The organism is Novosphingobium sp. LASN5T, assembly GCF_003856955.1.
Taxonomy (GTDB): domain Bacteria; phylum Pseudomonadota; class Alphaproteobacteria; order Sphingomonadales; family Sphingomonadaceae; genus Novosphingobium.
In genome coordinates, this window is sequence record NZ_RQSI01000001.1 from 475,311 (window position 1) to 488,771 (window position 13,461).

Annotated in this window: 14 protein-coding genes; 7 read left to right on the top strand and 7 right to left on the bottom strand. The window is 61.9% G+C overall.

All coding sequences use genetic code 11. The features are described from left to right. Positions 1-10 precede the first annotated feature (10 nt). The 7 genes from EH199_RS02275 to EH199_RS02305 form a co-directional block, all read right to left on the bottom strand. Positions 11-787, bottom strand: coding sequence for an HpcH/HpaI aldolase/citrate lyase family protein (locus EH199_RS02275; protein WP_124807629.1), 777 nt, complete (start codon positions 785-787; stop codon positions 11-13). Then, positions 775-1,170 carry a cupin domain-containing protein gene (locus EH199_RS02280; protein WP_062344876.1) on the bottom strand — a complete coding sequence of 132 codons (396 nt, stop codon included), beginning with the start codon at positions 1,168-1,170 and terminating at the stop codon, positions 775-777. The genes EH199_RS02275 and EH199_RS02280 overlap by 13 nt, the downstream gene beginning before the upstream one ends. Further along, the gene (locus tag EH199_RS02285; protein WP_190287066.1) at positions 1,167-2,213 is read right to left on the bottom strand and encodes an aromatic ring-hydroxylating dioxygenase subunit alpha; all 1,047 of its coding nucleotides are present in this window, start codon (positions 2,211-2,213) and stop codon (positions 1,167-1,169) included. The genes EH199_RS02280 and EH199_RS02285 overlap by 4 nt, the downstream gene beginning before the upstream one ends. An 18-nt stretch (positions 2,214-2,231) precedes the next feature. Beyond that, entirely contained in the window at positions 2,232-2,951 is a 720-nt protein-coding gene (locus tag EH199_RS02290; RefSeq protein ID WP_124807631.1) for an alpha/beta fold hydrolase, read from the bottom strand. Next, a complete protein-coding gene (locus EH199_RS02295) occupies positions 2,951-3,937 on the bottom strand; it encodes a hypothetical protein (protein WP_124807632.1) in 987 nt (328 codons plus the stop codon). The genes EH199_RS02290 and EH199_RS02295 overlap by 1 nt, the downstream gene beginning before the upstream one ends. Positions 3,938-3,947: 10 nt before the next feature. After that, the gene (locus EH199_RS02300) at positions 3,948-4,430 is read right to left on the bottom strand and encodes a nuclear transport factor 2 family protein (RefSeq protein ID WP_124807633.1); all 483 of its coding nucleotides are present in this window, start codon (positions 4,428-4,430) and stop codon (positions 3,948-3,950) included. Between the two features lie 176 nt (positions 4,431-4,606). After that, a complete protein-coding gene (locus EH199_RS02305) occupies positions 4,607-5,302 on the bottom strand; it encodes a TetR/AcrR family transcriptional regulator (RefSeq protein WP_223806431.1) in 696 nt (231 codons plus the stop codon). A gap of 164 nt (positions 5,303-5,466) precedes the next feature. Here EH199_RS02305 and EH199_RS02310 point away from each other — a divergent pair, with 164 nt between their 5' ends. The 7 genes from EH199_RS02310 (at position 5,467) to EH199_RS02340 (ending at position 13,374) form a co-directional block, all read left to right on the top strand. Continuing rightward, positions 5,467-6,507: an aromatic ring-hydroxylating dioxygenase subunit alpha gene (locus EH199_RS02310; protein ID WP_190287075.1), complete on the top strand. Its 1,041-nt coding sequence runs from the start codon at positions 5,467-5,469 to the stop codon at positions 6,505-6,507. A 59-nt stretch (positions 6,508-6,566) separates the two neighbouring features. Continuing rightward, positions 6,567-9,047: a TonB-dependent receptor gene (locus tag EH199_RS02315; RefSeq protein ID WP_124807636.1), complete on the top strand. Its 2,481-nt coding sequence runs from the start codon at positions 6,567-6,569 to the stop codon at positions 9,045-9,047. Between the two features lie 25 nt (positions 9,048-9,072). Next, positions 9,073-9,399 carry a Rieske 2Fe-2S domain-containing protein gene (locus EH199_RS02320; protein ID WP_062344860.1) on the top strand — a complete coding sequence of 109 codons (327 nt, stop codon included), beginning with the start codon at positions 9,073-9,075 and terminating at the stop codon, positions 9,397-9,399. 4 nt (positions 9,400-9,403) lie between these two features. Further along, positions 9,404-10,522, top strand: a complete 1,119-nt coding sequence (locus EH199_RS02325; RefSeq protein ID WP_124807637.1) for an NAD(P)-dependent alcohol dehydrogenase — start codon at positions 9,404-9,406, stop codon at positions 10,520-10,522. A gap of 76 nt (positions 10,523-10,598) precedes the next feature. After that, positions 10,599-11,495, top strand: coding sequence for an alpha/beta hydrolase (locus EH199_RS02330; RefSeq protein ID WP_124807638.1), 897 nt, complete (start codon positions 10,599-10,601; stop codon positions 11,493-11,495). Continuing rightward, a complete protein-coding gene (locus EH199_RS02335) occupies positions 11,492-13,084 on the top strand; it encodes an NAD(P)/FAD-dependent oxidoreductase (RefSeq protein ID WP_223806424.1) in 1,593 nt (530 codons plus the stop codon). The genes EH199_RS02330 and EH199_RS02335 overlap by 4 nt, the downstream gene beginning before the upstream one ends. A 5-nt stretch (positions 13,085-13,089) precedes the next feature. After that, positions 13,090-13,374 (top strand): SDR family NAD(P)-dependent oxidoreductase, encoded by a 285-nt coding sequence (locus EH199_RS02340; protein ID WP_190287077.1) that lies wholly within the window; start codon positions 13,090-13,092, stop codon positions 13,372-13,374. Positions 13,375-13,461: the final 87 nt, after the last annotated feature.

Genomic DNA, 13,461 nt, shown 5'->3' on the forward strand with positions numbered 1-13,461 from the left:
ATCTTGTTCCCTATTCTTCGTCGGGAGCCATCACGGCGGCAAGCCGGTTCGCGTCTTGGCGAAGCGCACCCTGATCCGACCCGGCGAGGAGAAATGAAATGCCCATGCTGCGATAGCGCGCCGCCTGGGCAGGGTCTGCGAGATAGGCGCCGCAAGCGATGCCGGCGTCAGCCGCGCTTTGGGCGATGCGAACTGTCGCCTCGTCGAGCTTCGGATCGCTCCAGTCGCAACCGAAGGACGCCGCGAGGTCTGCGCGTCCGATAAACAGTGCGTCGATACCAGGGGTCGCCGCAATCGCCGGCAGCCATTTAAGCGCGGACGCGTCCTCGATCTGCGCGATCACGAGCACGTTGCGATCGGCAGCATCCATATAGGGTTTGAGGCCACGACTGCCATATCCACCGGCACGCGTCGATGGGGAGAACCCCCGGGCACCGCCTGTATAGCGAGCGAAGCGCGCCGCGTTCGCCGCTTTGGCCGGAGTGTCGACATGCGGCACGAAGACACCCGTCGCGCCCATATCGAGTGCACTCAGCACCGCGTCGGCGTCCGTTCTGGCGATGCGGACGAGGAGCGGAAAATCGCACGCCATGCCCGCCAGCATGCAACCGTCGACCTGGCTCGGGTCGAACGGCGCATGCTCGGTATCCAGAACTGCGAAGTCGAGATCGGACATCGCGAGTATCTCCGTCACCTGATGGTGCGGGAATTTCTGGAAGACGCCAGTCAGCGGCGTCCTATCACGCAGTCGCTCGGAGAATGACGCGCGCCTGCTCACCCTCGCCATTCCGGACGCTGATGATCGAGCAGATGCGCATATTCGGGCGGGACCGGCGCAAAGATATCGAGGTTCAGGACCGTTTCGGTGCCGGTAACCTCGATATAATGTTCAGTGTGGGCCGGGACGCGCACAAAGCTGCCGCGCGTGCATTGGTGCGGCACGCCACCCACATGATAGATGCAGTCCCCTTCGAGGATCATGACGATCTGCTCATGATCATGCTTGTGTGGCCGAAGGGCGGCGCCGGGTTCGACCCAGCCGAACTGGCAAACGACGCCTTCACCGCCCAGACCGGCGCGCTCGATACCAGGGCGAACATATTCCCGCGGAATATCTTGCCAGTTATAGAGCGTCGGCGCTCGCACCGGCATTTCGGACGCGTCGGTCATTCTGCTGCCTCCATGGATTTTGCCGGACCGGCCGCGGCTTCGCGCAGCCGCCGTTCTATGATGCGCCGCGCGCGGCCCGACCCCTGGTCATTCTGGAGCAGCACCGGCTTCATATCCATCAGCTCGCGGCCGTTTAGGACGCGTTGCTGCGCTTCGATGACTGGCCGGTCCTCATGTTCGAAAGCATAACCCGCGCCCTCGGCGAACGCCTCGCTCATCGCATCGTCGTCGAGGTCGAAATCCCGTGCGATGGCCCAGAAATAATGGGTGGTCGACTCGGTTTCCGGGGTGATGATATTGGGATTATAGGTGCCCCAGCCTTCCTCGCGCGTCTTGCCTGGCTCGGTGACGCCGTAAAAGGTGATCATGCAGCCGGGAGGGTCGCAGCGCATCTCTAGCCAATGGTCCATCTGGCCGGTGAAGCCCTTGACCATCGTGAAGAGCGGCGGGACGGGCATTGACGGGACGAATTGGCGCGTCCAGACTTGGTCGTCCTTCTCGGCTACCTCATAGCTCGCCGTCGCGATCTCCCGCGGTTCGAGCGTCTTCTCATGGACAAAGCCCGCGTGGCTGAGGTCGGTGAGATTGTCCATCACCAGCAGATAATTGGCTTCGAGCTTGATCGTGCCATGGACCTGCCGATACTTCTGGTCGGTCAGCCAGTGATAATCGGGGATAGTCTCGGGATCGGCGAACTCATGATCGCCCATCCAGATCCATACGAGGCCCCATTTTTCCGCCACCGGATAGGTCTTCACCTTCGCGGTCCTTGGTATAAGTCCATTGCCATGCGGGTTGTTCACGCAAGCGCCAGAGCAGTCGAATGCGAGGCCGTGGTACAGGCATTCTACTGTGTCGCCGACGAGCTTGCCCATGCTGAGCGGAACGAAGCGGTGCGGACACAGATCCGCCATCGCGCAGGGCGTCCCATCTTCCTTTCGGTAGAAAAGAATCTGCTCGCCGAGGATCATGCGCGAAAGAAAGTCGCGCGAAATATCCTCGCCCCATCCTGCGCCGTACCAGCAATTACGAATAAAGGTCACGGACATCCTCCTGATTTCTCATTTGCGATCGGGGACGTCGCCGCTATGCGGCGCATCGACCCTGAGAAATTCTGTACTGAGCCGCCGCACGTCGGCATCGCCAGGCAGAGCGACGTGGCCCGGGCCGTTCAGGCGGACGTAGGTCAAGCCCGGCATCGCGATGCGGAGCCGTTCGTCCGGCTGTGCTACCCTGTCGTCGGACGAGTTGATCAGCATCGTGCGCGAGGCGAGGTCTGCAAGCGCAGTCGCGTCGACGACCGGATTGGGGCGACGACGAAGCACGGCGGCAAGCGCCAGCGGGTTTGAGCCGCTCGCTTGGGAATCTTCCACCAAGCCCTTCGCGAGGGCGGGCGTATCGGCGGTCACGCCCCGCTCCAACGCCTCTACGATGACATCTGCCGCCGGCTCAGGCGCAAACAGATTGTCGCCGATCCCGAACAGGGCGAGCCGCCGCACTTTGTCCGGGCTTGCGATCGCTAGTGCCAGCGCGATTTTCGCCCCGAGCGAATAGCCGACGATGTCGACAGGTTCGGGAGGTAGCCTCGCGGCAACCGAAGCCGCGAGGTCGGCATAGGCAGCGGGATCCAGCGGCGCATCCGGATCGGCATGCCCGGGCAGATCCATCCGGATGAATGTCCTGTTGGCGGCCGCTGGGGCGGCGGTCCATCCATGCGCCTCGAACGAGGAGGCGAAGGAGCCGCCCCAACCGTGGAGGAGCAGGATCGGAGGGGTGGTCATCAGGCCGCTACCAGCTGCGAATGTGCGACCCCGACGCCGACGGCGATAGTAGTGTCTTCCGAATAGTAGTCGACGCGGAGCGGCTGTGCGCCCGCCTGCTGGCCGGCGGCGACAGCGGCCAACCACATCCGGACCTCCCCGCCCCCGTAGCCCGCCGCTTCAAGAATATCTTTGTCGGTCCAGCTGTCGAAGGCCGAAAGATCGCCGGCTTCGAGCGTTTTCAGGAAGCTCTCGTCCCACTTCTTGTTGATCCAGGGTACCTTGAACTCGCCGCTGACCAGGTCGGCCGAAAGCTTGATCATCTCGGACTCGATGTCGCCGTGCCATTGCTGATCCGAAATCGGTCCAGCGCCGCCGCCATGGACGATGAAGGTGCGCACTTCCTCGTTCGGCGCGGTCTCATATTGCGGGAAGATGAAGGCGGTCTCGTGCGAAAGCCCGCCCGATCCGAGAAACGCGACCCGCTTTCCGGTGCTGCGCGCCCAACGGCCGACCGCTTCGCCAAGCTGGCGACAGCGCTTCAACGTCGGGCGCGGTTTCGAGAGGCTGTTGATGTGGACGGGAATAACCGGCCTCGCGCCGATGTCCCCGCGCAGGAAGAAGCCGAGAACGTTGGAAAAGCCGTGATCAACCTTCATCGCGTAGGAGGTCGCGATGTCGAAGCCGTCGTCGATGAGCGCCTCCGCGAGGCCTGTCGACAGGTCCATGGGGACGTTGAGCTTGCCGGGGGTGCCACCGCAATCGTCGCCCGCCTCGGCGAGGTGCCCCACCATGAAAGTCGGGGCGAGCTTGAGATGGATATGCGAATAATGATCGCCGCCGAACACGATAACCACGTCGGGATCGAAGGCTTCGAACTCGGCGACGCTAGCATCATAGGCCTGCCACAGCCCCGGATTTTGTTCGCGTTCCTGCATCGAGATGATGGGAACGTGCGGAACGCAAGCGACATAGGCCTTGGCATTCTGAGCGGCGGTACTCGCCATACACTTTCTCCTATTTTGCGTGACTGGCTGCGCCGGGACCGACGAAAATCACGGCGGCGTGAATGTCGGTGATCAGCCAGCGACCGTCGCACTGGCGGCGACAGGTGGCGGTGAAGTCGGCGATCGTTGCCGGCGGCCCCGAGGAAAAAGGCAGGTCGCCGGTCCCCGCATGAACGACCGCGAGGAAGCGCAGCGCGCACGCATCCGCGTCGGTGGCGCTCACGACGAGGCCGGAGATGGCGTGACGGGTACGGCGTCCCGATTCATCCTCCTGATTCCGCCGATCGGCGAAATATTCCGAGATCGAAGTCTGACCGTCGCGGACGAGGGCCCCGATTCGCATCGTCGCGTCAGCCTCGTAGAATTCGGAGGCGCAGCCTGAGGAAATTCGGTCGACGCGGGCCCAGTGCTCGCTAACGAGATCGTGTAGTTTCCATCGATCATCCGCGCTTATGGCGCGGTCAATTCCGGTCGATTGCGGCGCAGTCGCCATGACGCCTCTCCGATGAGTCGTATTGATGTTATGTCTAATACGACTAATTCATCGCAAGGCTGTCCGTCAAGCGATAGATACGAAAGACTCGAAATGCGGGCGCAGGCGAACGTCGCCGGCGCAATTGCGCTGACGCTTTGGCTGAGGCTTTAGACAGGCGGACGCCTCAGGCGCGGTCAGAAATCGCCGGGAAGCGGATCGGGCAGGTCTTGCGCGACGACCTCATCTGCACGCGCCTTGGGCACGCCGAGGGCGAGCAGCACATGACGCGCGATCGATGCGGCGAATGTCGGCGACGGCTGGTTGCGCAGTTGGGTAATCATTGCGGCGTGGGTGGTCCCGAGCTGGATGTCGCGGCCAGTGTGCGGCCCCGGAATCTCGAATTCTCCGGTCGCAATGCCTTCGCCGGCAGTGGCCTGCGCGTGCTCATAGGTATCCTGGCCGAAGATTGGACCACCCGCGCTGATGTTCACCATGGCCCAACCCCATTTAGGGTCATGCAGGGCACGCTCGAGATAATAGCGGACAGCGGCGCTAGCGCGCTCCGCAGCCGTCGGAAGCGCCGAGATGATTCGCGTGACGGCGCGGTTGAAATCATGGTTCAGTTCGTCGGACAGGGCGCTGAACACCTCATCCATATTGTTAAAATAATTGTAGAATGTGGCTCGAGAAACGCCCGCCTCGCCGCAAATCTCTTCGATTCGCGTGTTGCGTCCATTTTCGCGGCCGAGCAGGGTAAAGGCGGTATCAAGCAACGCAGCGCGGGTCCGGGCCCGTTTCTCCTGACCAATCTGGGCGCGTCGCTCCAGGTTGATATTCAGAGGCGCGCGCGGTTTCCGCTGGCTTTCCTGACAGACCCTTGTTTGTTCCATATCCTGCACCCGTCCAATTCTAGTCGGATTCCATGAACCGTCAATACGACCTCTTGACAGATGTTTCTGCTCTCGCCATATGTCGGATTAGACAAAACATCAATCCGACGTGAAGTCGGGTACACGCCGAATAAGGTGTCGGCATGGAGAGGAGTGGGTCGGCTATGACCTTTGCACGTGAACTTTGGTACACGGTCGCTTGGTCCGAACAGATCGGACGCAGCCTGACGCCGCGGACGATCGCGGGGGACCATCTTGTCCTCTATCGCCAGCTCTCTGGCGACGTGGCGGCGCTCAGCGACACCTGCCCGCATCGCTTTGCACCGATGCATCTCGGCTCGCTCGTCGATGACGTCGTGCAATGTGGCTATCACGGGCTCCGTTTCGATGCCGGCGGCGCTTGTGTCCATAACCCTCATGGCAATGGTGCGAAACCGAAGGCAGCACGCCTCCGCCGCTATGACGTCGTCGAACTCGACGGGCTTGTATGGGTCTGGATGGGGGCGGGGGAACCCGCGGACATCTCGACGATCCCGCGCTTTCCGGAACTCCACGAGTCTAGCTACGCGTTCACCGGCGCGCATATGATGACGATGGACCTGCCCATCGACCTCATCGTCGACAATCTGCTCGATCTCAGCCACGCGGCCTATCTTCACCCTGCAACGCTTGGCGCGGCCCAGGGCACCAAAGACATCACGTCGGTTAAGAAGGCCGGAAATCGCATCCAGTCCAACCGCTTGATGCCGGGAGCCCCGCCGGCTTTCGTCTTTCAGGCGACCGAGGCCGCAGGTCCCGACGACATCGTCGACTATTGGGCGAACATGCGCTGGGATCCGCCGGGCGTCTTTTCGATGGACGCGGGCATTGTCGCCACAGGGGGCCGGAAAGAGGACGGCCGGATTCTATCGAGTGTGCAGATCGTCGTGCCCTCGACCGAGGGGAGCTCCTACTATTTCTGGAAGATGTTCCGGAACTACAACGAAGATGTTCCGGGCATGACCGAGGCTATCGAAGCCGCCGTCGTCCAAGCCTTTTCAACCGAGGACGAGCCGATGGTCCGGGCCGTCAGGGACAGAATGGCCGGCCGCAACTTCTGGGACATGCGCCCGCTGCTGCTGCCGCAGGATTCGGCTGCGGTCCAGGCGCGCCGCGTCATGGACGCCCTCATCGCGGGCGAGGCCGCGGGCGCAGGCGACATCTAGCACGTTGCCGAGTGATCGGCGGATATCCAACAAGAAGATAAACGATCAGGAGGACAAATATGCGTGCTAACTTCAACGCAGCCACGCGGCGGAATATCGGGCTGTCGGGAGCGGCCATGGCGCTTTGCCTGTCGCTCACCGGCCAGGCGGCAGCGCAGGAAACCGAAGGCGAAGACGCGCAGGACAATGTCGGCGTTGCCGAGATTGTAGTCACCGCCCAGAAGCGCTCTGAAAACCTCCAGGACGTTCCGATTTCCATAACGGCGGTGACGTCGGATGCGCTCGAAGGGCGCGGTGTCAGGTCGGTCGCCGAAATCTCGAACTTCGCGCCCAACGTGCAGCTGGAATCGAGTGCGCCGATCGTTTCGTCGTCGCAGATTCTGACCGGCTTCATCCGTGGTATCGGGCAGAATGATCTTTCTTCGAGCCTCGAGCCGGGCGTCGGTGTCTATCTCGATGGCGTCATTCTGGCCCGCTCGATCGGCGCCAATGTCGACCTGCTCGACATCGAGCGCATCGAAATCCTCAAGGGCCCGCAAGGCACGCTTTTTGGACGCAACACGATTGGCGGTGCTATCAGCGTTGTTACGCGCGATCCGGCCGAGGAGTTCGCGTTCCGCGGCGAGACCACTTACGGCAGCCGCGATCGGTTCGAACTGCGCGGGACCGTCGACATTCCGATTGCCGACACGCTGCGCTCGCAATTCTCCTTCTCGAGCCGCAGCCAGAAGGGCTACCAGAAGATCATCCCCTTCCCCGGCGATACGGGGGTCAGCGACGAGTATAATTTCGGGATCATCCCGCGAAACAAAGAGAACCGGCGCGGCAGCACCGACAGTTTCGTGTTTCGCGGCAAACTGCTTTGGGAGGCCTCGCCCGACCTGACGCTCAAGATCGCCGGCGACTATGCCAAGTCGAAAGAGCAGTCGTCGCCAATCACGTTGGTGGCAACCGATACGGACCCGCTCGCTCCGGCGCCGACCTATGCCGCGGTATATAATACCTGCATCTCGGCTCCTGGTTTGGTGTTCAATCCCGGTGGTCCGCTCGCATTTCTGGGGCCGATCTGCGGTCCTCGTGGCGGCGGCGTGCCGGGCGCGGCACCGCTGCCGGGGCTTGCCGGATATAATTTCGCCAACGCGAATCCGCGCCTCGTATTCGGCGATCAGTTCATCACCGACAACATCGACACGACTTATGGCAATGGCGGCAACCTGTCGGACGTCGAAACCTGGTCGGTAACCGGCGTTGTCGACCTTCGCCTGTCGGAAGATATCGCGCTCAAGTCGACGACCGGATATCGCAAGGTTGACTCGCTCCTCGCCAACGATCTCGACGGCTCGCCGATCATGATCGCGACGACGATGGCGGCACTTGCGGAGAAGCAATTCTCGCAGGAACTGCAACTGACGATTGATGCCTTCGACAATCGTCTGAAATCGGTTGTGGGCGCCTATTATTTCTACGAGAAGAATTCCAATTTCGAGGATGCCTATATTTCTGAAGGCCTCGGGCAGTTTTTCGGCCCCTATCGCAACACCAACAAGTCCTATGCGATCTACACGCACAACAGCTTCAACATCACCGATGCGCTGAGCATCACGCTCGGCGGCCGTTATACCAAGGACAAGAAGGTCTTCGAAGCCGGTCAGTCCGACCTCAACCTGTCGCTGCTGAAGCTCGGGCTCTTCACGCCCGGACAACTTCCCGATCCGAACGATCCGACGCGGATCTATCCGCTCGGCGTGCAGCGCGACACCTATAATAATTTTTCGATGCGCGTCGGCGCCGAGTACAGGATCACCGACCGCATCATGGTCTATGCTTCCTTCGCCGAAGCGTTCAAATCGGGCGGCTATACCACGCGTCTTTCAATCCCGACGCCCGGCAACGTCGCGCCGCGCTTCGGACCGGAAGAGGCCAAGACCTATGAAGTCGGTCTCAAGTCGCAGTTCCTCGATCGCCGCCTGCAGCTCAATCTCGCGGCCTTCTCGACCGACTATACCGACCTCCAGGTTACCGTCGTCCGCGGCATCTCGCCTTTCATCGAAAATGCGGGCGAGGCGCGTATCCGGGGTTTCGAAGCGGAACTGCAGGCGGTGCCGATCGAGCGCGTTCGCCTCTCCGCTAGCCTTGGCTATATCGATGCGAAATATACCAAGCTCGATCCGGATGTGAGCTTCGGTCTCAACAATTCGTTCGTCAACACGCCCAAATGGTCGGCAAGCGCGGCTGCGGACATCGACCTGTTCGAAACCGCAGGCGGTACGATCACCGTACACGGTGACTATTCGTACAAGAGCAATCAGGCCCGCGATGCGGTCAACACGCCTTTGCTCTTCTCGGGGGAGCAGAATCTGGTCGGTGCGAATATCCGCTGGACGCGTGAGGACAAGGCGCTTGAACTGGTTGCCGGCGTCCAGAATCTGACCAACAACCGTTACATCATCACCGGCACGCAGGTCGATGCCATCGGTGCCACCAGCGTCACCTGGTCGCGGCCGCGCGAATATTATCTGACCGCCCGGCTCCGGTTCTAATCTGGCAGAGGATGGAGCAGCGAAAATGACGCCATCTGAAACACTTCGCGACGCCTGGTATGTCGCAGCCTACACGAGCGAACTCGAAGAGAAGGGCATAATCGCCACGACTCTGCTTGGCGATCCGATCGTGATCTACGCGAAGACGGACGGAAGCCCGGTCGCGCTCGAAGATCGCTGCGTCCATCGTTTGGCGCCGCTCTCGCTGGGCAGGGTCGAAGGCGACGAGGCCCGCACTCCGCTAATCTACGCCGCGAGTTGCGCCAAATGTTCTGACGACGGACAGCCGGCTAACCGGAATGGAAATGGCGGTACATTTGCTTTTACACCACTCGTCAAGGTTCTAGGTTGATCCCATGACCACTCTCGCGCGGGCCGCCATCTGCCGCGGCCACGACCGTCCTTTTACCATTGAGCCGGTCGAACTGGCCGCTCTACGATCCGACGAGCTGCTGGTCCGAATTGTTGCCTGCGGTATCTGCCACACAGATCTCGCGGTGCGCGACGAACAGTTGCCGGTGCCGCTACCGGTGGTGCTGGGCCACGAAGGCGCGGGGATCGTCGAGGCCGTGGGAAGCGCGGTCACCACCGCCGCCCCGGGCGACAGAGTGATCATGAGTTTCAATTCCTGCGGGGAGTGCCCGAGCTGCGACGCCGAGGCGCCGACGTATTGTTACAACTTCTTCCCCCACAACTGGTGCGGCACGCGCGCCGACGGAACGCCCAGCATGACCCTGGCGGGCGAGCCGATGAACGCCAATTTCTTCGGCCAGTCCGCTTTTGCGACCTATGCCATCGCCCACCAGCGCAACGTAGTAAGAGTTCCGGTGAGCGCCGCCGCTATTCCCCTCGAACGGCTCGCGCCGATCGGCTGTGGCCTGATGACCGGCGCTGGCGCCGTGCTGCGCGCAATGGAAGTTCGTGCGGGTCTGCCGATCGCAGTGTTCGGCACCGGCACCGTCGGCATCGCGGCGATTATGGCTTCCAGGATCGCCGGATCCGATCCGATCATAGCCGTGGACGTGAACGGCGATCGCCTCGCCCTCGCGCGCGAACTCGGCGCTACCCACTCCTTCAATGCGGCCGACGACGCGCCCGCCCGTATCCGCGAGCTGTGCCCCCAAGGACTGGGCTACGCCTTCGATACCACTGGTATCAACTCTGTGATCGAGCAGGCGTGGGGCCTGCTCGCACCAAAGGGTATCGTCGGCATCGTCGGCGCCTCCAGCCCGGCCGATACCCTGACATTCAACGAAGCCCAGTTTATGGGCGGTGGACGCACAGTGAAAGGCATTCTCGGCGGGGACAGCAACGGCGAGGGCTTCCTGACCGAGCTAATCGAGCACCATCTTGCGGGGCGCTTCCCCTACGAGCGCCTGATTAAGACTTTCCCCTTCGAGCGGATCAACGAAGCGATAGAAGCGAGCGAAAGCGGCCTTGTAATCAAGCCGGTGCTGGTGATCGGTTCGGAATAGCGACACGTTTCCTCGGGCCACGGCGATACCGCCGCGGCTTTGCCACCCCTCTTCAAAGACCGGGATGTCGAAGACCATGAACGATCTCCTACAACAACTCATCGCCGGCATGCGGCAAGGCGGCCCCGACTTTTCGGGCGACCCGCTCAAGGCCAGAGCGGACTTCGAAGATCTGCTGGCGTCGATGCCCGTCTCCGAGGACCTGACATTTTCGGAAATCGAGCTGGGGGGCGTGCGGACGCTGCACAGCCCGACAAGTCCAGCGAACAAGGGCGCCCTTCTCTACTTTCACGGCGGAGCGTTCGCCGCCGGGAGCGCGCGAGGCTATCGCGGGCTGGCAGCTGACCTCGGCCGTGCGGCCGGCGTTCAGACATTCTCGGTCGATTATCGGCTTGCCCCGGAGGAGCCATTTCCGGCAGCCGTGGAAGATGCCACGGCGGCCTATCGGGCTTTGCTGGATCAAGGGGTCGATCACCGCCGAATCGTCTTCGGTGGCGACTCCGCAGGCGGCGGCCTTGCCGTTTCCGCGCTCGTAAAGCTGCGTGATGACCAGGTTCCCCTACCGGCAGCGGCGGTCCTACTTTCGCCCTGGGTTGATCTCGCATGCGCCAGTGTGACGATGACGAGCAAAGCCGACGCAGATCCATCGTTAACGGCCGCAGGTCTGCAAGCGATGGCCCGGGTGTACCTCGCCGGCACCGACGCAACGCACCCACTGGCCTCTCCGGTACATGCCGACCTGTCAGGTCTGCCGCCGCTGATGATCCAGGTGGGCTCGGCGGAAATCCTGCTCGGAGACGCGGTCAAGCTCGCCGAACGGGCCGGTACGGCGGGAACGTCAGTGCGGCTCGATATCTGGCCGGAAATGATCCACGTATGGCAAGCATTCGCGTTTCTACTGGAAGAAGGCCGCGTGGCGATCGAAGAAGCAGGGCAATTTCTACGCCGCTCGGTCAAGGCGCGCGGCAAGTGAGTGGGCTGCGCCAGTTCGACGTGATCGTCGTCGGTGCCGGTTTCGCCGGTCTCTACATGCTGCACAAGTTGCGCGAAGCAGGCTTCCAAGCGCATGTGGTGGAAGCGGGCTCCGGGGTGGGCGGAACCTGGTACTGGAATCGCTATCCCGGTGCGCGCTGCGACGTGCCGAGCATCGAGTACTCATATTCGTTTTCCTCCGAACTCGAAAATGAATGGCGCTGGAGCGAGCGCTATGCAGCGCAGCCCGAGATCCTGACGTATCTCGAGTACGTCGCCGACCGGTTCGACTTGAAGAAAGACATAACGTTCGACACAAAAGTCACGGCGGCCGTGTGGGACGACGCGATGAAGCTGTGGCGGGTCGATACAGACCAGGGCAATGGCTACCTTTCGCAACATCTGATTCTCGCCACGGGCGCCCTGTCCGCCCCCAAGACGCCCGAGCTTCCGGGCATAGAGAATTTCAAAGGCGCGATCCTCCATACCGCAAAATGGGACGCCCGGGTCGACATCGAAGGCAAGGCGGTCGCACTCTTCGGCACCGGCTCTTCAGGCATTCAGGTTACGCCTCCGCTCGCCCAGAAGGCGAGCCAACTCACCGTTTTCCAGCGGACGCCCAACTTCGCCGTTCCGGCGAACAACCGTCCGCTGAATGAGGACGAATGGCGACAGAGCCGAGCAACCCTTCCGGCGCGGCGGGAGGCGGCGCGGCAGGGTTTTCTCGGGTTCTTCGACGTTCCGCGTGCCGGCGCCGCTAAGGATGACACACCCGACAAACGCGAGCAGCGCTTCAACGAACAATGGAACGCAGGGACCGCGGGGTTGCTGCTCGCATATGAGGATTTGCTCGTCGACGAGGAGTCCAATGCGCACGCTGCTGAATTTGCCCGACGAAAGATCGCCGAAACTATCGATGATCCCGACAAGGTCCGCAAGATAACTCCTCAGGGCTACCCGCTCGGTTCGCGACGCATGTGCTCGGAGATCGGCTTTTATGAGACAATCAATCGAACCAACGTCGCCTTGGTTGACGTCCGTGAGGAGCCCGTGACGGGGTTTTCTGCGTATGGCATTAGGACGACAGACCACCACTATTCCGCCGAAGTCGTCGTATTCGCCACCGGGTTCGATGCCTGCGTCGGGGCAATCAAAGCAATCGACATCAGGGGACTTGAGGGCAAGTCGCTCCGCGAGGAATGGGCCGACGGGCCGCACGCCTATCTGGGTCTCGCAGTACCGGCCTTTCCCAATCTGTTTACGATAACCGGCCCCGGCAGCCCCTCCGTGCTCAGCAACGTTGTCGTTTCGATCGAACAGCACGTCGAGTGGATCGCGCGCTGTCTCACGGACATGCGGGCATCGGGCAAAGCTACCATTGAAGCGACCGAAGAGGCCGAGCGCGACTGGATGGATCACGTTCACGAGATCGCGCAACAAACACTCTTTCCGCGCGCCGACAGCTGGTATCACGGTCGTACGCGCGATGGCCGCAAGGTATTTATGCCTTACGTCGGCGGATGCGGACCTTACCGCGCCACATGCGACGAGATCGCCGCCGCCGACTACCGCGGCTTCAATCTGGGATAGGACTAATGGCTCGGTTCGAGGGCAAGGTGGCGATCGTCACCGGCGCGGCCGGCGGGCTCGGCGGCGCAACCGCGGCGCGGCTTGCGAGCGAGGGCGCGACAGTCGTGATGACAGACATCGCGGACAACGCGGGACGGAGATTGGCCGAAGCGGTCGGCGCCCGCTTTATTCGTCACGACGTCAGCGACGGAAGCGCCTGGGCGCAGGTCGCACAAACCGCTCTGGATGATGAGGGGCGGATCGATGTCCTTGTCGGTGCCGGATGTATTCTCCCCAAATGTGCCGAATGAAAATTCCCCAGTTTGAGGTCAGCGCCAATTCGCTCCGGGGTTAACCCCGGAGCGAATTGGCATCGATCTTCACATGCTACTCGATGC